The organism is Streptomyces luteosporeus (genome assembly GCF_039532865.1).
GTDB classification, from domain to species: Bacteria; Actinomycetota; Actinomycetes; order Streptomycetales; family Streptomycetaceae; genus Streptomyces; species Streptomyces luteosporeus.
On record NZ_BAAASL010000036.1, the window covers coordinates 1 to 17647 of the forward strand.

The 17647-nt window shown below is 74.2% G+C and carries 17 protein-coding genes, 2 rRNA genes and 1 pseudogene; 16 read left to right on the forward strand and 4 right to left on the reverse strand.

Translation table 11 applies throughout. The annotated features are described in order from the left end of the window. From ABD361_RS29855 to ABD361_RS29870, 4 genes and pseudogenes are all read left to right on the forward strand, one after another. Positions 1-106, forward strand: a 23S ribosomal RNA gene (locus ABD361_RS29855); the annotation flags it as partial. A 136-nt stretch (positions 107-242) separates the two neighbouring features. After that, a 5S ribosomal RNA gene (gene rrf / locus ABD361_RS29860) occupies positions 243-359 on the forward strand. Positions 360-485: 126 nt separating this feature from the next. Continuing rightward, a pseudogene (locus ABD361_RS30785) lies at positions 486-1232 on the forward strand (hypothetical protein); the annotation flags it as partial. Between the two features lie 429 nt (positions 1233-1661). Continuing rightward, on the forward strand, positions 1662-2414 hold the full coding sequence (locus ABD361_RS29870) for a tetratricopeptide repeat protein (RefSeq protein WP_344440093.1): 753 nt from the start codon (positions 1662-1664) through the stop codon (positions 2412-2414). 85 nt (positions 2415-2499) lie between these two features. Here the strand turns inward: ABD361_RS29870 and ABD361_RS29875 are convergent, their stop codons facing one another. Beyond that, on the reverse strand, positions 2500-3801 hold the full coding sequence (locus tag ABD361_RS29875) for a DUF1015 family protein (protein ID WP_344440050.1): 1302 nt from the start codon (positions 3799-3801) through the stop codon (positions 2500-2502). A 77-nt stretch (positions 3802-3878) separates the two neighbouring features. Here ABD361_RS29875 and ABD361_RS29880 point away from each other — a divergent pair, with 77 nt between their 5' ends. Next, the gene (locus ABD361_RS29880; RefSeq protein ID WP_344440052.1) at positions 3879-4895 is read left to right on the forward strand and encodes an HAD-IIA family hydrolase; all 1017 of its coding nucleotides are present in this window, start codon (positions 3879-3881) and stop codon (positions 4893-4895) included. 70 nt (positions 4896-4965) lie between these two features. Here ABD361_RS29880 and ABD361_RS29885 read toward each other — a convergent pair whose 3' ends face one another. Further along, on the reverse strand, positions 4966-5985 hold the full coding sequence (locus ABD361_RS29885) for an ABC transporter substrate-binding protein (RefSeq protein WP_344440054.1): 1020 nt from the start codon (positions 5983-5985) through the stop codon (positions 4966-4968). A gap of 82 nt (positions 5986-6067) precedes the next feature. On the opposite strand from ABD361_RS29885, the gene ABD361_RS29890 reads away from it, so the two are divergent. The 3 genes from ABD361_RS29890 (at position 6068) to ABD361_RS29900 (ending at position 9179) form a co-directional block, all read left to right on the forward strand. After that, on the forward strand, positions 6068-7150 hold the full coding sequence (locus ABD361_RS29890; protein WP_425583364.1) for a FecCD family ABC transporter permease: 1083 nt from the start codon (positions 6068-6070) through the stop codon (positions 7148-7150). Continuing rightward, positions 7147-8211 (forward strand): FecCD family ABC transporter permease, encoded by a 1065-nt coding sequence (locus ABD361_RS29895; protein ID WP_344440055.1) that lies wholly within the window; start codon positions 7147-7149, stop codon positions 8209-8211. Before ABD361_RS29890 ends, ABD361_RS29895 begins: the two co-directional genes overlap by 4 nt. 89 nt (positions 8212-8300) lie before the next feature. Beyond that, a complete protein-coding gene (locus ABD361_RS29900; protein WP_344440057.1) occupies positions 8301-9179 on the forward strand; it encodes an ABC transporter ATP-binding protein in 879 nt (292 codons plus the stop codon). Here ABD361_RS29900 and ABD361_RS29905 read toward each other — a convergent pair. Continuing rightward, on the reverse strand, positions 9127-9474 hold the full coding sequence (locus tag ABD361_RS29905; protein ID WP_344440059.1) for an alkyl sulfatase C-terminal domain-containing protein: 348 nt from the start codon (positions 9472-9474) through the stop codon (positions 9127-9129). The two genes, ABD361_RS29900 and ABD361_RS29905, sit on opposite strands and share 53 nt — an antisense overlap. 69 nt (positions 9475-9543) lie before the next feature. Here ABD361_RS29905 and ABD361_RS29910 point away from each other — a divergent pair, with 69 nt between their 5' ends. The 6 genes from ABD361_RS29910 (at position 9544) to ABD361_RS29935 (ending at position 15205) form a co-directional block, all read left to right on the forward strand. Next, the gene (locus tag ABD361_RS29910; RefSeq protein ID WP_344440062.1) at positions 9544-9795 is read left to right on the forward strand and encodes a hypothetical protein; all 252 of its coding nucleotides are present in this window, start codon (positions 9544-9546) and stop codon (positions 9793-9795) included. 13 nt (positions 9796-9808) lie between these two features. Then, a complete protein-coding gene (locus tag ABD361_RS29915; RefSeq protein WP_344440097.1) occupies positions 9809-10615 on the forward strand; it encodes a TlyA family RNA methyltransferase in 807 nt (268 codons plus the stop codon). Continuing rightward, on the forward strand, positions 10612-11556 hold the full coding sequence (locus ABD361_RS29920; RefSeq protein ID WP_344440064.1) for an NAD kinase: 945 nt from the start codon (positions 10612-10614) through the stop codon (positions 11554-11556). The genes ABD361_RS29915 and ABD361_RS29920 overlap by 4 nt, the downstream gene beginning before the upstream one ends. A 326-nt stretch (positions 11557-11882) precedes the next feature. Then, positions 11883-13634, forward strand: coding sequence for a DNA repair protein RecN (gene recN, locus ABD361_RS29925; protein ID WP_344440066.1), 1752 nt, complete (start codon positions 11883-11885; stop codon positions 13632-13634). 42 nt (positions 13635-13676) lie between these two features. Then, a complete protein-coding gene (locus ABD361_RS29930; RefSeq protein WP_344440068.1) occupies positions 13677-14501 on the forward strand; it encodes an ATP-grasp domain-containing protein in 825 nt (274 codons plus the stop codon). Next, entirely contained in the window at positions 14498-15205 is a 708-nt protein-coding gene (locus ABD361_RS29935) for a hypothetical protein (protein WP_344440070.1), read from the forward strand. Before ABD361_RS29930 ends, ABD361_RS29935 begins: the two co-directional genes overlap by 4 nt. Before the next feature lie 13 nt (positions 15206-15218). Here ABD361_RS29935 and ABD361_RS29940 read toward each other — a convergent pair whose 3' ends face one another. After that, positions 15219-15650, reverse strand: coding sequence for a nuclear transport factor 2 family protein (locus ABD361_RS29940; protein WP_344440071.1), 432 nt, complete (start codon positions 15648-15650; stop codon positions 15219-15221). A gap of 93 nt (positions 15651-15743) precedes the next feature. Between ABD361_RS29940 and ABD361_RS29945 the strand changes: the two genes are divergently transcribed. Next, a complete protein-coding gene (locus ABD361_RS29945; protein ID WP_344440073.1) occupies positions 15744-16331 on the forward strand; it encodes a PadR family transcriptional regulator in 588 nt (195 codons plus the stop codon). A 137-nt stretch (positions 16332-16468) separates the two neighbouring features. Continuing rightward, entirely contained in the window at positions 16469-17584 is a 1116-nt protein-coding gene (locus tag ABD361_RS29950) for a glycosyltransferase family 4 protein (RefSeq protein ID WP_344440075.1), read from the forward strand. Positions 17585-17647: the final 63 nt, after the last annotated feature.

A 17647-nucleotide genomic window follows, 5' to 3' on the forward strand; every position in this document is an offset into this window, starting at 1 on the left:
CTTGATGGGGTAAGGCTCCCAGTAGACGACTGGGTTGATAGGCCAGATATGGAAGCCGGGTAACCGGTGGAGTTGACTGGTACTAATAGGCCGAGGGCTTGTCCATAGTTGCTCGCGTCCACTGTGTGGTTCCCGGATAACGAACAATCGTGCCGGTTGAACCAGTAACACCTTAAACTGAAGAGTGTGCTTGTTCGCTGCTCTGTTCGAGAGCTCCGTCATGGCGGGGCATCCGATAGAGTTTCGGTGGTCATAGCGTTAGGGAAACGCCCGGTTACATTCCGAACCCGGAAGCTAAGCCTTTCAGCGCCGATGGTACTGCAGGGGGGACCCTGTGGGAGAGTAGGACGCCGCCGAACAATCTTTGCAAGGACCCCTGGTCCCAGCGTTCAGCTGGGACCAGGGGTCCTTTGTTTTGCCTGAAGCGCGCCTGTCATCAGGGTGCGCGAGAATGAATGCGGTACCTGAAGACAGGAGTCACGTCGATGTCCACCAACTCTCCCGACGACCGGTCGGGCGGCGAGCCGCGCCGCGGAGGCGCCCGCGGTCCGCGTGGCGGCGGCTTCGGCCGTCGTGACGACCGCGCCGGCGGCTTCCGCCGCGACGACCGTGGTGGTTTCCGCCGTGACGAGCGTCGCGACGACCGCCGTGACGACCGCGGCCCGCGCCGCGACGACGACCGCGGCGGCTTCCGCCGCGACGAGCGCCGTGACGAGCGTCCCGGTGGCGGCCGTCCGACCGGTGGTTTCCGCCGTGACGACCGTGGTGGTCGTCCCGCCGGTGGCTTCGGTCGCCGCGATGACGACCGTGGTGGTTTCCGTCGCGACGAGCGCCGTGACGACCGCCGTGATGATCGTGGTCCGCGTCGCGACGACGACCGTGGCGGGTTCCGCCGCGATGACCGTGGTGGTCGTCCCGCCGGTGGCTTCGGTCGCCGTGACGACGACCGCGGTGGCTTCCGCCGTGACGAGCGCCGTGACGAGCGTCCCGGTGGGGGCTTCCGTCGCGACGACCGTCCGTCCTTCCGCCGTGACGACGACCGTGGCGGCTTCCGCCGCGACGAGCGCCGTGACGAGCGCCGCGATGACCGCGGTGGCTTCGGCCGCCGCGACGACCGTCCGGCCGGCGGCTTCGGTCGCCGTGACGACCGTGACCGTGGTGGCTTCGGTCGCCGCGATGACGACCGTGGTGGTTTCCGTCGCGACGAGCGTCGCGACGACCGCCGTGACGACCGCGGCCCGCGCCGCGACGACGACCGCGGCGGCTTCCGCCGCGATGACCGTGGTGGTCGTCCCGCCGGTGGCTTCGGCCGCCGTGACGACGACCGTGGCGGCTTCCGTCGCGACGAGCGCCGTGACGACCGTGGTCCCCGCCGTGACGACGACCGCGGCGGCTTCCGCCGCGACGACCGTCGCGACGACCGCGGCCCGCGCCGTGACGACGACCGCGGCCCCCGTCGTTCCTTCCGTGACGACCGCCAGGGCGGCGGCCGGGGCTTCCGCGGGCGCGACGACCGCCGCGACGACCGTTCCGGCGGCTACGGCCGCCGTGACGCCCGGGACCGTGACCGTGACCGCGGCGACCGCGAGCCGGTCAAGCGTCTGCCCATCCCGGAGGACGTGACCGGCGAGGAGATCGACAAGGACGTCCGGCAGGAGCTGATGAGCCTGCCCAAGACGCTCGCCGAGGACGTGGCCCGCAACCTCGTCATGGTCGCCCGTCTGCTGGACGAGGACGCCGAGCAGGCCTACGCCTACTCCCGCATCGCCCTGCGCCTGGCCTCCCGCGTGGCGGCCGTGCGCGAGGCCGCCGGCTTCGCCTCGTACGCCACCGGCAAGTACTCCGAGGCGCTGGCCGAGTTCCGTGCCGCCCGCCGGATGACCGGCTCGGTCGACCTGTGGCCGGTGATGGCGGACTGCGAGCGCGGCATGGGCCGCCCCGAGCGGGCGCTGGCCATGGCCGGCGAGCCCGAGGTGCAGAAGCTGGACAAGGCCGGTCAGGTCGAGATGCGGCTCGTCGCCGCCGGCGCCCGCCAGGACCTGGGCCAGGCGGAGGCCGCGGTCGTGACGCTGCAGAGCCCCGAGCTCGCGTCGAACTCCGTCCAGCCGTGGACGGCCCGCCTGCGCTACGCGTACGCGGACGCGCTGCTGGCGGTCGGCCGTGAGAGCGAGGCCCGCGAGTGGTTCGCGAAGGCCCTCGAGGCGGACCAGGGCGGCACCACGAACGCCTCGGACCGGCTCGCGGAGCTGGACGGCATCGAGTTCACGGACGCCCTCGACGAGGAGGCGCCCGAGGAGACGGTGGCGGAGGAGCCCGAGACCGAGAAGCCCGAGGCCGAGGACATCAAGGCCGAGGACATCAAGGCCGAGGAGATCGCGTCCGAGGGCACCGAGGACCGGCCCGAGCAGGGCTGAGACCGGCAGCCGTCGCTCATGACGCCGGAGGGGGGGACCCCCACAGGGGTTCCGCCCTCCGGCGTTTTCGGGCCGGACCGGCCCGTCAGTCCAGGGCCAGGCTCCGCAGCACCAGGCCCGTGGCCGGCTTCGGCCCGAACGAGGTCGACTTGCGCGGCATCGTCACGCCCTGCTCCGCCAGCTCCCGTACGACGTCCTCGTGGACCGGGTGCATGAGGACGGCCGTCGCGTCGTGGCGCTCGGCCTGGGCGACGACCGCGGCGGTGTCGTGGATGTAGCCGATGTGCTCGGGGTCGTCCGGCACCTGCCAGACGTGTTCGAGCAGCAGCGAGTGCAGCACCGTGGCGTCCAGCTCGCGCCAGGCGCGGGGGCGGTCGCCGGGCACGGTGCGGGCGAGCAGGGCCGGGTCGGGGCGGTCCAGGAGGTGGAAGCGGCCGTCGCCGGCGAGGACGAAGGCGTTGTTGCCCGGTTCGGTGGCGGCCCGGGCCAGGGCGTCGAGGGCGTCCTGCAGGGAGCCCTCCAGGGTGCGTACCCGGAAGGCGTCGCCGAGGGCGGCGAGCGCCCGGGAGGCGGGCAGCTGGTGCAGCAGGCGGTGGATGGCCCGTACGCGCAGCGGGTAGCGGGCGGTGTCGACGAGCAGGACCAGGCCGAAGTCCCAGGGGCCGGGTGCCGGTTGTTCGGCGTGCAGGCGCAGGTAGGTGGCCCAGCGGTGGTGGCCGTCGGCGATGAGCGCGTGCTGGTGGGAGAGGTCGGCGTCGATGACGGCGAGGTCGTCGGCGTCGGTGACGGCCCACAGGCGGTGGGCGTAGCCGTCCTCGGTGGTGGTGGACAGCAGCGGCTCGGTGGTGGTGACGCGCTCGATGACGCCGGCGGCGCCCTCGGTGCCGTCGCCGTTGCCGCGGTAGGAGAAGAGCAGCGGTTCGAGGTTGGCGCCGGCGCTGCGCATCAGGGCGGCGCGGTCCTCGATGATGTGGGGCATGACGTCCTCGTGGGGCAGGACGATGCCCTCCTCGCGGGGGGTCAGGCGCAGGGCGCCGATGAGGCCGCGCTGGAGTATGCCTTCGCCGCGCTGTTCGTAGACGTACAGCGCCGGTTCGGGGTCGGCGGCGAGGATGCGTTCCTCCTGCCAGCGGCGCAGGGTCTCGGCGGCCTGGCGGTGCCGGTCGGCGGCGGTGGCGGCCTGGGGGAGGATGAGCCGGACGATGTTGTGCGGGTCCGCGGTCTCCAGGTGGCGCAGTCCGTCGGGCCGGACGACGACGTCGTACGGTGGGGAGGTGACGGCAGCGAGGCTGCCCACCCTCTCGGGAACGTAGCGCAGTCCTCGGAATGGGGCGAGACGAAGTCCCCCTGCTACCGGTTCGCCGTTGCCGTGGCCTGAAGTGCTCATTGTGAAATGTTATGTCTCCAGCCCGGATGAGCAATGATCCGGGAGGAGACGTGCAGCACAAAGGAGCGATCACAGCCATGAACCACACCGTGCGACTGCGGCCCGAGGGCAGCGAGCGGCCGCTGGGCGCCGCCTACGACACGGCCCTGCTGGATCTGGACGGTGTGGTCTACGCCGGGGGAGCGGCGATCGCGTACGCGGTGGAGTCGCTGGAGCGGGCCCGCGAGGACGGCATGCACCTGGCGTACGTGACCAACAATGCCGCGCGCACGCCGCAGACGGTGGCGGGGCATCTGACGGAGCTGGGCGTCCCGGCCGCGCCGGAGGACGTGATCACCTCGGCGCAGGCGGTGGCCCGGCTGATCGCCGATCAGGTCCCGGGCGGTGCCAAGGTGCTGGTGATCGGTGCCGAGGGGCTGCGGGTGGCGCTGGCCGAGCGCGGGCTGGTGCCGGTGGACTCGGCGGACGACGACCCGGCCGCCGTCGTGCAGGGCTACGGCGGGCCGGACATGCCGTGGTCGCGGCTGGCGGAGGCGTCGTACGCGGTGGCGCGCGGGGTGCCGTGGTTCGCGTCCAACACCGATCTGACCATTCCGACCGGGCGGGGCATCGCGCCGGGCAACGGGGCGGCCGTGCAGGTCGTGCGGATAGCCACGGGTGCGGAGCCGCAGGTGGCGGGCAAGCCGCGGCCGCCGATGCACCGCGAGACGATCCTGCGCACCGGGGCCGAGCGGCCGCTGGTGGTGGGGGACCGGCTGGACACGGACATCGAGGGCGCGCACGTCGGCGGGGTGGACTCGCTGCTGGTGCTGACCGGGGTCACCACGGCCGCGCAGCTGCTCGCGGCGCGTCCGGAGCACCGGCCGACGTACGTCTCCGAGGACCTGCGGGGTCTGCTGGAGCCGCACCCGGCGGTGGTGGACGGCCGGTGCGGCGGCTGGTCGGCGTCGGTGGGCGACGGGGAGCTGGTGCTGGAGGGCGAGGGCGCGCCGATCGACGGGCTGCGGGCGCTGTGCGCCGCGGCGTGGACCGCGGCGGGCGAGGAGCCCTGCGCCCTGGACGCGGCGAAGGCGCTGGCGCGGCTCGGCTACTGACCGCCCGGCCGTGGGGTGGGCCGGGCACGGGCCCGGCCCACCCCCACGGCATCAGGACGTCTTCACGGCATCAGGTCGTCTTCTTGGCCTTGCGGATGGCCTCGGCGAGGTTCTCCAGGAGCGGGGCGCAGCCGGCGTAGGAGAAGCGGGGCTCGCTGAGCCAGGGGGAGACCTGGCCGGCCCGGACGGCGGGCAGCTTCGCCCAGGTGGGCTTGGCCGCGAGGTCCTTGGGCTGCAGGGCGGAGGTGCGGCTGTCGAGCAGGACGAGGTCGGCGGCGTACCGGTCGGCGTTCTCCCAGCTCAGGCTCTCGAAGTAGCCGCCCTTGTCGAGCTTTTGCGGGACGACGAGGTCGACGCCGAGCCGGCGGAAGTACATGAGGTCGGCGTTGACGGCCGGGTTGGAGACGTAGAACAGGTCGGCGCTGCCGGAGGCGGCCATGACCTTGACGGGGTTGTCCTTGGCGGCCTTGCGCACGGCCTCGGCGGCGGCCTCGAAGCGGGCCTTGGCGTCGGTGACCTTCTTGGCGTTCAGGTCGGCGCCGAGGGCGGCGGCGAGTTCGGCGTTGCGCTTGATGGGGTCGAGCATCGGCACGCGGGCGGCGGTCAGGCCGATGCTGGGGGCGAGGCCGAGGATCTTCTTCCTGCTCTCCTCGGGGACGTACCACAGCGCATCGGGCTCGAACATGTTGCTGACGAGGAGTTCGGGGTCGAGGGCCGCGTACTTCTCGATGTTGAACTCGCCCCAGGTGTTGCCGAGCACGGTGAGCTTGTCGACGTCGAGGTCGCCGGCCTGCGGGTCGGGCCTGCCGTCGGACAGGCGGGTGGGGCCGAAGACGCCGGTGCACTCGACGCCGAAGTCGTGCAGGGCGGCGGCGGTGCCGGTGAAGGCGACGATGCGCTTGGGGGTGCGGTCGAGCCGTACGGTCTGCCCGCGGTCGTCCTTGAAGCTCCACGGACCGCCGCCCTTGCCGCCGGCCCCGCCGCCGGAGCCCTTCGTTCCGCCGCAGGCGGCGAGCAGGGCGCCGATGCCGAGGGCGCCGCCGGTGGCGAGGAGACCGCGACGGGTGAGGGTGGGGGAGGTGGTGCTCATGGCGGTGGCGCTTCTCTTCCGTGACTGTGACGGGTGGGGCCCGGGAGGGGGGGGCAATGAAAGGTTAGGCTAACCTAACATCGTGTTGGTCGACAGTCCCCCACCTCCCGCCGAGCCCGCCACCGAACCCGCAGCTGCACCCGCCATCGCGCCCGCCGCCGCGCCCGTGCAGCGCCGCAGGGCCGCGCACGCCGCCAGCCTCCTCGCCGCAACGGGCCTGCTCCTGCTGGCCGTCGCCGCGTCCCTGGCCGTCGGCGCCAAGCCGGTCCCGCTCGATGCGGTCTGGCACGGCCTGTTCCACTACACCGGCAGCGACACCGACGTCGTCGTACGGGACGTCCGGGTGCCCCGCACGCTCCTCGGCGTCCTCGCCGGCACCGGACTGGGGCTCGCCGGCGCGGTGATGCAGGCCCTCACCCGCAACCCGCTCGCCGACCCGGGGCTGTTCGGCATCAACGCCGGCGCCGCCGCGGCCGTCGTCTCCGCCGTCACCTTCCTCGGCGTCACCTCGCCCGGCGGCTACGTGTGGTTCGCCTTCCTCGGCGCCGCCCTGGTCTCCGTCGTCGTCCACGTCCTCGGCGGCACCAGGAGCGCCACGCCCGTACGCCTCGCCCTGGCCGGCACCGCCGTGACCGCCGCCCTCAACGGCTACGTCTTCATGGTCGAGCTGTCGGACTCCGCCGCGCTGGACACGATGCGCTTCTGGACCGTCGGCTCGTTCGCCGCCGCCACCGGCGACACCGTCGCCCGGGTCGCCCCCTTCGCCGCGGCCGGCGCCCTGCTCGCCCTGCTGCTCGCCCGGCCCCTGGACGCCCTGGCACTCGGCGAGGACCACGCCAGGGCCCTGGGCACCCGGCCCGCCCTCGTCCGCGCCGCCGGCCTGCTCGCCGTCACCCTGCTGTGCGGCGCCGCCACCGCCGCCTGCGGGCCCATCGCCTTCGCCGGGCTGATGGTCCCCCACCTCGTGCGCACCTTCACCGGCCCCGGCCTCGGCCGTCTGCTGCCGTACACGGCCCTGCTGGCGCCCGTCCTGATGCTCGCCTCCGACGTCGTCGGCCGCGTCGTCGCCCGGCCCTCGGAGGTGCAGGCCGGCATCGTCACCGCGCTCATCGGCGGCCCCCTCTTCGTCCACCTCGTCCGGCACCGGAGGACGGCCCAGCTGTGACCGCCACGACCGCCACCAAGGCCCCCCGCCCGCCGCGCGTCCTGCGCGCCCCCGGTGGCCTGTCCGTACGCCTGCACCCGCGCTCGGTGCTCGTCGTCGCGCTGCTCCTGGCCTGCGCCCTGGCCGCCTCCGTCGTCCTCATCGGCAGCGGCGACTACCCGATGGAGCCCACCGACGTCCTGCGCACCCTCACCGGAGGCGGCACCGGCGCCCAGGAGTTCATCGTCCGCGAACTGCGCCTGCCGCGCGTCGTGGTCGGCCTGCTGGCCGGCGCGGCCCTCGGACTGGCCGGCGCCGTCTTCCAGTCGGTCACCCGCAACCCCCTCGGCAGCCCCGACGTCCTCGGCCTCGCCCAGGGCGCCACGACCGGCGCCCTGCTGGTCATCGTGCTGTGGCACGGCGACACCGCCTCCGTGGCCGCCGGGGCCGCGGCCGGCGGCCTCGCCGCGGGCGCCGCCATCTACGCGCTGGCCTGGCGCAAGGGCGTGCACGGCTACCGGTTCGTCCTCGTCGGCGTCGGAGTGGCCGCCGTCCTCACCGCCCTCATCGGCTACCTGCTGACCAAGGCCGGGCTCACCGACGCCGCCCGCGCCACCGTCTGGATGGTCGGCTCCCTCACCGGGCGCGGCTGGGAACAGGTGTGGCCGCTGCTGGGCGCCTGCGCCGTCCTCGTCCCGCTCGCCCTCGGCCACGGCCGGTCGCTGCGCATGCTCGAAATGGGCGACGACACGGCGTACGCGCTGGGGGTGCGCGTCGAGCGCGTACGCATCGGCGCGCTCGGCACCGCCGTCCTGCTGACCACCGCGGCCACCGCGGCCGCCGGTCCCATCGCCTTCGTCGCCCTCGCCGCCCCCCAGGTCGCCCGGCGGCTCACCCGCGCCCCCGGCCCGAACCTGTTCGCCGCCACCTGCACCGGGGCGGCCCTGCTGACCGGGGCCGACCTGGCCGCGCAGCGGCTCTTCGGAGCCGACCGGCTGCCGGTGGGGGCGTTCACCGGCATGGCCGGCGGCTGCTACCTGCTGTGGCTGCTGTTCACCGAACGGCGGGCGGGACGCATATGAGGACGCATATGAGGACGCCTACGCGTACGACGCCTACGCGTACGAGGACGCGGACCAGGACGCACGACCAGATCAGGAGCCAGACCACCGTGAGCACCGTCAGCCGACTGCGGGCCGAATCCGTCACCCTCGCCTACGACGGGCGCACCATCGCCGAGGACCTGTCGGTCACCGTGCCCGACCACTCCTTCACCGTCATCGTCGGCCCCAACGCCTGCGGCAAGTCGACCCTGCTGCGCGCACTGTCCCGCATGCTCAAGCCGCGCGCCGGGGCCGTCCTGCTCGACGGCGCCGCCATCGGCTCGTACCCCGCCCGCACGGTCGCCCGCACCCTCGGACTGCTGCCGCAGTCCTCCGTCGCCCCCGACGGCATCACCGTCGCCGACCTCGTCGCCCGCGGCCGCCACCCGCACCAGGGGCTGCTGCGGCAGTGGTCCGAGGAGGACGAGCGCGTCGTCTCCGAGGCCATGGCCGCCACCGGCGTGGCCGCCCTGGCCGGCCGGCACGTCGACGAACTCTCCGGCGGACAGCGCCAGCGGGTCTGGATCGCGATGGCGCTCGCCCAGTGCACGCCCCTGCTCCTGCTGGACGAGCCCACCACCTACCTCGACATCCAGCACCAGATCGACCTGCTCGACCTGCTCGCCGACCTCCACGAGGAGGAGGGCCGCACCCTGGTCGCCGTCCTGCACGACCTCAACCAGGCGGCGCGCTACGCGACGCACCTGATCGCGATGCGGGACGGGAAGGTCGTGGCGGCCGGGCCGCCCGCGCAGATCGTGACCGCGGAACTGGTGGAGGAGGTCTTCGGGGTGCGCTGCCAGGTCATCGACGACCCGCAGAGCGGGACTCCGCTGGTCGTACCGGCGCACCGCCGGGCCGGCCGCCGCCGGGCCTCGGGGCGCGCGGCAGGGCTCACAGGATCGAGCGCAGGCGCAGCACGTCCTTCAGGGACGCCTTCAGCCTGACCCGGCCGCTCGCCCACGCCTTCGCGAAGTTCAGCTTGCCGTCCACCAGGGCCAGCAGGTCGTCCCCCGACATCTCCAGACGGATCTCCGCCCGCTCCTCCGGGGCGCCCTCGCGCGTGCGGACCTCCCGCAGGTGGCCGTCGCGCAGGTGACCGGTGAAGGTCACGTCCAGGTCGGTGACGTGGCAGCTCAGCGAGCGGTCGAGCGCCGCCGCGCGGCGCACTCCGTCGCTCGCCTCGGCGAGGTTCTGCGCCAGCCGGTCCAGTGCCGCCAGGCACTCCTCAATGGTCGCCATCGCCAAGGACGGTACCCCACGAGCGGCGCCGCGCAGGAGAAGCAGCCGCCGCGGGGTAGCGTCGGAGCCATGAGCGACGACATCAGCGCTGAGGCGGAGGACGTGGCGGAGCCGCAGGAGGGGCCGCGTCCGCTCGGGCTGGAGCGCACACCCACCGGCCACCCCGGCGTCGACGCCGCCCTGGAGCGGCTGGCCCACGCCGACGACCTCGACGTCAGCGGTCACCCCCAGGTGTACGAGGATGTACACGAGGGGCTGCGCCGGGCGCTCGCCGCGCTCGACGAGGCCCCCACGCCGAAACACGCCGATCACAGGAGCTGAACCGCACGTGGCAGTGACCCGCCGCCGACTCGACGCGGAGCTGGTGCGCCGCAAGCTGGCCCGTTCCCGCGAGCACGCGAGCCAGCTGATCGCCGCGGGCCGGGTGACCGTCGGCGGCACGACGGCGACCAAGGCCGCCACCCAGGTCGAGACCGCCGCCGCCATCGTCGTCGCCCAGGACGACAGCGACCCGGACTACGTCTCGCGCGGCGGGCACAAGCTCGCCGGCGCGCTGGCGGCCTTCGTGCCGCGCGGCCTGAAGGTCGAGGGCCGCCGCGCGCTGGACGCGGGCGCCTCCACCGGCGGGTTCACCGACGTGCTGCTGCGCTCCGGCGCCGCGCACGTCGTCGCCGTCGACGTCGGGTACGGGCAGCTCGCCTGGTCCCTGCAGAGCGACGAGCGCGTCACCGTGAAGGACCGTACGAACGTACGCGAATTGACGCTGGAGCAGATCGACGGCATCCCTGTCGATCTTGTGGTCGGCGACCTGTCCTTCATCCCGCTCGGGCTCGTGCTGCCGGCGCTGGTGGCCTGCTCGGCGCCCGACGCGGATCTGGTTCTCATGGTCAAGCCGCAGTTCGAGGTCGGCAAGGAGCGGCTCGGCACCGGCGGCGTCGTGCGCAGCGCCGAGCTGCGCGCCGAGGCGGTGCGCGGGGTCGCCGCGCGTGCGGCCGAGCTCGGGCTCGGCGTACTGGGGGTTACCGCGAGCCCGCTGCCCGGGCCGTCCGGCAATGTCGAGTACTTTCTGTGGCTGCGCGCCGGTGCGCCTGAACTGGACCCGGCGGACGTCGACCGTGCAGTGGCGGAGGGGCCCCGTTGACCACTTCAAAAGCACCATCAGCAGTTCCGACAGCAGTTCCGACCGGACGCACCGTTTTCCTGCTCGCCCACACCGGCCGCCCGGCCGCGATCCGCAGCGCCGAACTCGTCGTGCAGGGCCTCCTGCGCTGCGGCATCGGCGTGCGGGTGCTCGCCGAGGAGGCCGCGGACCTGCCGCTGCCGGCGGAGGTCGGGCGCGTCGAGGCCGGGCCCGGCTGCGCCGACGTCCTGGAGGGCTGCGAACTGCTGGTGGTGCTCGGCGGCGACGGCACGCTGCTGCGCGGTGCCGAGTTCGCCCGCAGCTCCGGGGTGCCGATGCTGGGCGTCAACCTCGGGCGCGTCGGCTTCCTGGCGGAGGCCGAGCGCGACGACCTCGACAAGGTCGTCGACCGCGTCGTCACCCGTGACTACGAGGTCGAGGAGCGCATGACCCTCGACGTGCTCGTGCGCACGGACGGTCACGTCGTGCACACCGACTGGGCGCTGAACGAGGCCTCGGTGGAGAAGGCCGCCCGGGAGCGGCTGCTGGAGGTCGTCACCGAGGTCGACGGGCGGCCCGTCTCGCGCTTCGGCGGGGACGGGGTGGTGTGCGCCACGCCCACCGGGTCGACGGCGTACGCCTTCTCCGCGGGCGGACCGGTGGTGTGGCCCGAGGTGGAGGCGCTGCTGATGGTGCCGATCAGCGCGCACGCGCTGTTCGCCAAGCCGCTGGTGACCGCGCCGGACTCGGTGCTGGCGGTGGAGGTGCAGCCGCAGACGCCGAACGGGGTGCTGTGGTGCGACGGGCGGCGCAGCGTGGAGCTGCCGGCGGGGGCGCGCGTGGAGGTACGGCGGGGGGCCGTGCCGGTGCGGCTGGCGCGCCTGCACCACGCGTCGTTCACGGACCGGCTGGTGGCGAAGTTCGCGCTGCCGGTGGCTGGGTGGCGGGGGGCGCCGCACTGAGGTCTCGGGCCGGGTGCGGGGTGGGGCGGGGGTCGGTGGGGGCTGCGCTCTTCGCGGTGCCTGGTAGGACGTCGTAGCGCCCCGCACCCGGCGCCAGGAGCGAAGAGCGCCTTACGCCCCCACCAACCCCCGCCCCACCCCGCCCCCTCCCGCCGTCAGCCAACCGGCCCCGCCGGTTTGTGGGCAGGCGTTCCGCAGGGCGGAACGGGTGGGCACAAACCGGACCACCGGGCCGCACCCGGACACGGTGCCCACGGGGGCCTTCACCCGTCACCCGGAAAGGGGCTGGCGCGGGAGCCCGTCGCGGGCCGGGCCCGCGACCTCGTATGGTCGTACCCGTGTTGGAGGAGATGCGGATCCGGTCCCTGGGTGTCATCGATGACGCGGTCGTCGAGCTGGCGCCCGGTTTCACGGCGGTGACCGGCGAGACCGGTGCCGGCAAGACCATGGTCGTCACCAGCCTCGGGCTGTTGCTGGGCGGTCGGGCCGACCCGGCGCTGGTGCGGGTGGGTGCGAAGGCGGCCGTGGTGGAGGGGCGGCTCGCCGTGGCCGGGGGTTCGGTGGTGGCCGTGCGGGCCGAGGAGGCCGGCGCGGAGCTGGACGACGGCACGCTGCTCGTCAGCCGTACCCTCTCCGCCGAGGGGCGTTCGCGTGCCCACCTCGGCGGGCGGAGCGTGCCGGTGGGGTTGCTGGGGGAGCTGGCCGACGACCTGGTGGCCGTGCACGGCCAGACCGATCAGCAGGGTCTGCTGCGGCCGGCGCGGCAGCGGCAGGCGCTCGACCGGTACGCGGGTGATGCCGTGGCCGTCCCGCTGGCCAAGTACGCCGATGCCTATCGGCGGCTGCGGGCCGTCTCGGCCGAGCTGGGCGAGATCACCGAGCGGGCGCGTGAGCGTGCTCAGGAGGCCGATCTGCTGCGCTTCGGTCTGGAGGAGATCGCCGCCGTCGAGCCGCGGCCGGGGGAGGACGCCGAGCTGGCCGCGGAGGCGGAGCGGCTCGGGCACGCCGAGTCGCTCGCGTCGGCCGCCTCTGCCGCGCACGCGGCGCTGGTGGGTGATCCGGAGGATCCCGAAGGCATCGACGCCACCACGCTCGTCGCGGGCGCGCACCGGGCCCTGGAGGCCGTGCGTTCGCACGATCCCGCGCTGGCCGCGCTCGCCGACCGGCTGGGTGAGGTCGGGATCCTGCTGGCCGACGTCTCGGGCGAGCTCGCGGGGTACGCCTCGGATCTGGACGCCGACCCGCGCCGGCTGGCCGCCGTCGAGGAGCGCCGGGCGGCGCTGACGCATTTGACCCGCAAGTACGGTGAGGACGTCGGCCAGGTCCTGGCCTGGGCCGAGGCGGGGGCCGCTCGCCTGGCCGAGCTGGACGGCGACGACGACCGCATCGGGGAGCTCACGGCCGAGCGCGACGCGCTGCGCGCCGAGCTCGGTGGGCTGGCGCAGGTGCTGACCGACGCCCGCACGGAGGCGGCGAAGCGATTCGCCGACGCGGTCACCGCCGAGCTGGCCTCGCTGGCCATGCCGCACGCGCGGGTGACGTTCGCCATCCGTCAGAACGAGGTCGCCGACCCGGCGGCCGGCATCGAGGTGGGCGGCCGCGCGGTGGCGTACGGTCCGCACGGCGTCGACGACGTCGAACTCCTGCTCACCCCGCACCCCGGGGCGCAGCCCCGGCCCATCGCCAAGGGTGCTTCCGGTGGTGAGCTCTCGCGCGTCATGCTGGCCGTGGAGGTCGTCTTCGCCGGTTCCGACCCGGTGCCGACGTACCTCTTCGACGAGGTGGACGCCGGTGTCGGCGGCAAGGCCGCCGTCGAGGTCGGCCGGCGTCTGGCCCGGCTCGCGCAGTCGGCGCAGGTCGTCGTGGTCACGCACCTGCCGCAGGTGGCCGCCTTCGCCGACCGCCACCTGGTGGTGGAGAAGACCCACGACGGCTCGGTGACGCGCAGTGGCGTCAAGATCATGGAGGGCGAGGACCGCATCCGTGAACTGTCCCGGATGCTCGCCGGCCAGGAGGACTCGCAACTCGCCCGCGCCCACGCCGAGGAGCTGCTGCAGACGGCGCGGGCCGGGCGCTGACACCGGGGTAGCCTGGGCGGGCACTTGATCTTGAGGAGTGACATGCCCGCCCGGCCCCGCATCCTGTACGTGACCGACCTCGCCTACCCGGCCCGCGGCCGCAGGTACTGCGACGAGGACATCTTCCTGACCGCGCGGCTGCGCGAGGACTTCGACGTCGCCCTGTGCCACCCGCTGGACGCCGCGGAGCTGATGGCGGGCTTCGACGCCGTGGTCGTGCGCAACAGCGGGCCGGTGCTGCACTACCAGGCCGCGTACGAGGACTTCCGCGCCCGCGCGGTGCGGGAGGGAGTGCGGGTGTACAACCAGCTCACGGGCAAGGCCGACATGGCCGGAAAGCAGTACCTGGTCGACCTGACGGGGGAGGGCCTGCCCGTCATTCCCACGGCCGACCGGGCCGAGGACCTGGGACGGCTGCCGGAGGCCGCGCAGTACGTGGTCAAGCCGAAGGCGGGCGCGGACTCCATAGGCCTGCGCTTCGTCACCGCCGCCGAGCTGCCGGGCCTGACGTACGGGGACGTCCTCGTCCAGCCCCGCATCGACTTCCGCTACGAGGTGTCGTTCTACTTCGTCGACGACGCCTTCCAGTACGCGCTGTACGCCCCCGACCCGGGCAGGCGCTGGGAGCTGGAACCCTACGAGCCCACGCCGGCGGACGTGGACTTCGCCCGCCGCTTCGTCGACTGGAACGCGATCGAGCACGGCATCCAGCGCGTCGACGCCTGCCGGGCGCCGGACGGCGAACTGCTGCTGGTCGAGCTGGAGGACCTCAACCCTTATCTGTCGCTGGACCTCCTCGACGAGGCGGCGCGGGAGGAGTTCGTGGCCGCGTTCAAGCGGGCCCTGCACCGGCTGGTGGCCGCATGAGGACGCTGATCACGGCCGCGGCGGCGACGCGCGGGGTGTACGAGGCCGTGCGGCGGGCCCGCCCCGGGCTCGGTGCCCGCACCAACCGGGAGGGGCGGACGGTCCACCTGTGCGCCGGGCCGGCAGCGGTGCTGGGCACGGCCGTCGCGGTCGGTGCGGCGCCGGGCCTCCCGGCCCGCCACCGCGCGGCGGGTGCGCTGGCCGTGCTCGCGGCGGGCGCCTGCGGGGCGTACGACGACATGGCCGGTGATCACCGGCGGGGGTTCCGGGCCCATCTGGGCGCCCTGCGCCGGGGCGAGGTCACCAGCGGTGCGGTGAAGCTCTTCGGCATCGGCGCGGCCGGGCTGGCGGCGGGGGCCGTGCTCAAGCGCCGGCCCCTCGACCGGTTCCTGGCCGGGGTGGTGGTCGCCGGGTCGGCGCACGCGATCAATCTGCTGGACGTGCGCCCGGGACGTGCCGGCGGGGCGGTCCTCGCGCTGGCCGCGGGCGGGATGCTGCGGGGCGCGCCGGGGGCGGGTGCCCCGCTGGGCGCGGCGGCGGCCCTGCTGCCCGACGACGTCGCCCGGCGCACGATGCTGGGCGATGCGGGGGCGCATGCGCTGGGTGCGGGGCTGGGGCTGGCCGTGGTCGCGGCCAACGGCCGCGCGGGCCTCGCACTGCACGCCGCGGTGCTGACGGCGGCGGCCGTCGCCGCGGACGGCTGAGCCGGGGCCGCTCCTACCGGTCGGCCGGCGCGGGGACGAGCCCGTCCGCCACCAGACCCGCGAGCACGGCCTCGCCGAGGGCCCGGACGGCCGACTGGGGCCGGACCATGACCGTGAACTCCTTGATCCGCCCGTCGTCGTCGAAGTGCAGCTGGTCGATGCCGTGGATCTCCTTGCCGCCCACCCGGGCACGGAAGACCAGGACCGCCGACGGGGCGGAGGCGTCGTCGCTGCTGGTGTGCGCGGTGCCGGTGTACCGGCCGACGTAGCGGAAGTCCTCGAACGTGCGCAGCAGCACCCCGAAGAGACCCAGCACCATCGCCTTGCCCCGGAACGGCGTGAACTTCACCGGGCTGTAGAAGCGGATGTCCTCGGTGAACAGGTCGTCGAGCGCCGCGAGGTCGCGGTTGTCGACGGCGGAGCGGAAGCGGTCTGCGGTGGTCATCCGTCACTCCTGAGTGGTCATCAAACAGATTAGTCATTTTCCTGACTACCATGAGGAGTGCAGTCGGCGACAGGGGGAGGAAGGGGCGATCCGATGGCGCTGCGCCATGCCGTACTGGCGGCACTGCTCGACGGAGAGCTCAGCGGCTACCAGCTCACCAAGGCGTTCGACCTGGGCATGGCCAACTTCTGGCACGCCCAGCCGCAGCAGCTCTACGCCGAACTGAACCGGCTGGAGAAGGACGGCTTCATCGCGGGCCGGGACGTCGTCCAGGAGACCCGCCCCACCAAACGCCTCTTCCACGTGACCGAGGCCGGCCTCGCGGAGCTGGAGCGTTTCACGGCCGCTTCCGCCAAGCCCTCCTTCATCCGCGACGACCTGCTCGTCAAGGTGCAGGCCGCCGACCACGTCGACACCGCGACCCTCATCGCGCAGCTCGCCGAGCGGGCCGCCGTGGCCCGGGCCCGGATCGACCTGTTCACGGACCTGCTGCGCACCATGCGGGGCGAGCGCACCGAGGAGGACTTCCTGCGCCACGGCGCCCGCATCGGCCCCTACCTGACCTGCGCCCGCGGCCTGGCCTTCGAGGAGGGCAACCGCGACTGGTGCGAGCAGGCGATCGGGATCCTGCGGGTGAGGTCGGGGGCCGGGCTCCCGGCAGCCGATCCCCAAAGCGGGTGAATCCGAAGAACTGCGGGCGAGGTGGGACGGGCCGGTCCCGTGGGGATGGCACTCCTGCAGCGCTCCCGCCTGGCATCCTGGCCTTGAGCACCCCGCCCCGTACGCCCGCCCGACGTCGAGCCAGGAGCCCCCACCGCGTGAGCAGCACACCCGGCCCCGCCCACGCGCGGCCGCCTCTGCACGCCGTACAGGTCCTGGGCAGCGGGAGCGGCGGCAGCGGCGCGCACGTGCGCTCGCTGACCGGCGGGCTCGTGGCGCACGGGCTGCGGGTGACCGTGTGCGGGCCGCAGATCGCCGAGGCGCGGTACGCGTTCACCGAGGGCGGCGCGGCGTTCAGCCCGCTCGTGCCCGGTGGCAACGCCCTGGCCGTCGGCGGGATCCGGGCCGCGAGCGCCGGTGCCGACGTGGTGCACGCGCACGGCCTGCGCTCCGGCATGCTCGCCGCCCTCGCGCTGCGCGGCCGCAGCACGCCGCTGGTCGTCACCTGGCACACCCGCGTCCGGGCGCACGGGGCGCGCACGCACGTCGTACGGCTGATGGAGCGGCAGGCCGCCCGCGCCGCCGCCGTGGTGCTCGGCGCCTCCCCCGACCTGGTCGACCAGGCCCGGCTGCGCGGTGCGCGCGACGCCCGCCTCGCCCCCGTGGCCCTGCCCGCCCCGCGGACGGTGCCGGACGAGGACGAGTGCGTACGGCTCAAGGCCCGCGCCGAACTCGGCGCGACGGGACGGCCCCTGGTGATGACCGTCGGGCGCCTGGAACCCGGCCAGGGCCACGGACCGCTGCTGGACGCGGCCCGCGCCTGGCGGGAGATGGACCCCGAGCCACTGCTGGTGGTGGCGGGCGAGGGCGCCGAACGCCCCCGGCTGCAACGGCGCATCGAGGACGAGGAACTGCCCGTCCTCCTCCTCGGCCGCCGCGGCGACGTGCCCGAACTGCTGGCCGCGGCGGACGTGGTCGTCATGCCCAGCCGCTGGGAGGCCCGCTCGCTGCTCGCGCAGGAGGCGCTGTACGCGGGCGTGCCGCTGGTGGCGACGGCGGTGGGCGGCGTACCGGACCTGCTGGGGGAGGCGGCGGAACTCGTCCCCTACGGGGACGCGGCGGCGCTCGCGCAGGCCGTGCAGCGCCTGCTGGGAGACCCGGTGCGGTGCGCGCAACTCGTGGAGGCCGGACACCGGCTGACGGCCAGCTGGCCGACGGAGGCCGACACGGTGGCGCACGTGCTCAGCGTGTACGACGAGCTCGTACGGGCGTGAGCGGGGCCCCGGCCCGCAGGCCGGGGCCGCAGCGGGAGGTCAGACGCCGTTCTTGACGGCTTC

What these genes read in the sequence shown, in the direction of transcription:
- ABD361_RS29870 (WP_344440093.1), top strand. Translation starts at nt 1,662, where the DNA reads ATGAGCCTGCCCAAGACGCTCGCCGAGGACGTGGCCCGCAACCTCGTC.
- recN (WP_344440066.1), top strand. Translation starts at nt 11,883, where the DNA reads ATGGTCGTACCCGTGTTGGAGGAGATGCGGATCCGGTCCCTGGGTGTC.
- ABD361_RS29930 (WP_344440068.1), top strand. Translation starts at nt 13,677, where the DNA reads ATGCCCGCCCGGCCCCGCATCCTGTACGTGACCGACCTCGCCTACCCG.
- ABD361_RS29935 (WP_344440070.1), top strand. Translation starts at nt 14,498, where the DNA reads ATGAGGACGCTGATCACGGCCGCGGCGGCGACGCGCGGGGTGTACGAG.
- ABD361_RS29875 (WP_344440050.1), bottom strand. Translation starts at nt 3,801, where the DNA reads ATGAGCACTTCAGGCCACGGCAACGGCGAACCGGTAGCAGGGGGACTT.
- ABD361_RS29945 (WP_344440073.1), top strand. Translation starts at nt 15,744, where the DNA reads ATGGCGCTGCGCCATGCCGTACTGGCGGCACTGCTCGACGGAGAGCTC.
- ABD361_RS29905 (WP_344440059.1), bottom strand. Translation starts at nt 9,474, where the DNA reads ATGGCGACCATTGAGGAGTGCCTGGCGGCACTGGACCGGCTGGCGCAG.
- ABD361_RS29885 (WP_344440054.1), bottom strand. Translation starts at nt 5,985, where the DNA reads ATGAGCACCACCTCCCCCACCCTCACCCGTCGCGGTCTCCTCGCCACC.
- ABD361_RS29880 (WP_344440052.1), top strand. Translation starts at nt 3,879, where the DNA reads ATGAACCACACCGTGCGACTGCGGCCCGAGGGCAGCGAGCGGCCGCTG.
- ABD361_RS29910 (WP_344440062.1), top strand. Translation starts at nt 9,544, where the DNA reads ATGAGCGACGACATCAGCGCTGAGGCGGAGGACGTGGCGGAGCCGCAG.
- ABD361_RS29940 (WP_344440071.1), bottom strand. Translation starts at nt 15,650, where the DNA reads ATGACCACCGCAGACCGCTTCCGCTCCGCCGTCGACAACCGCGACCTC.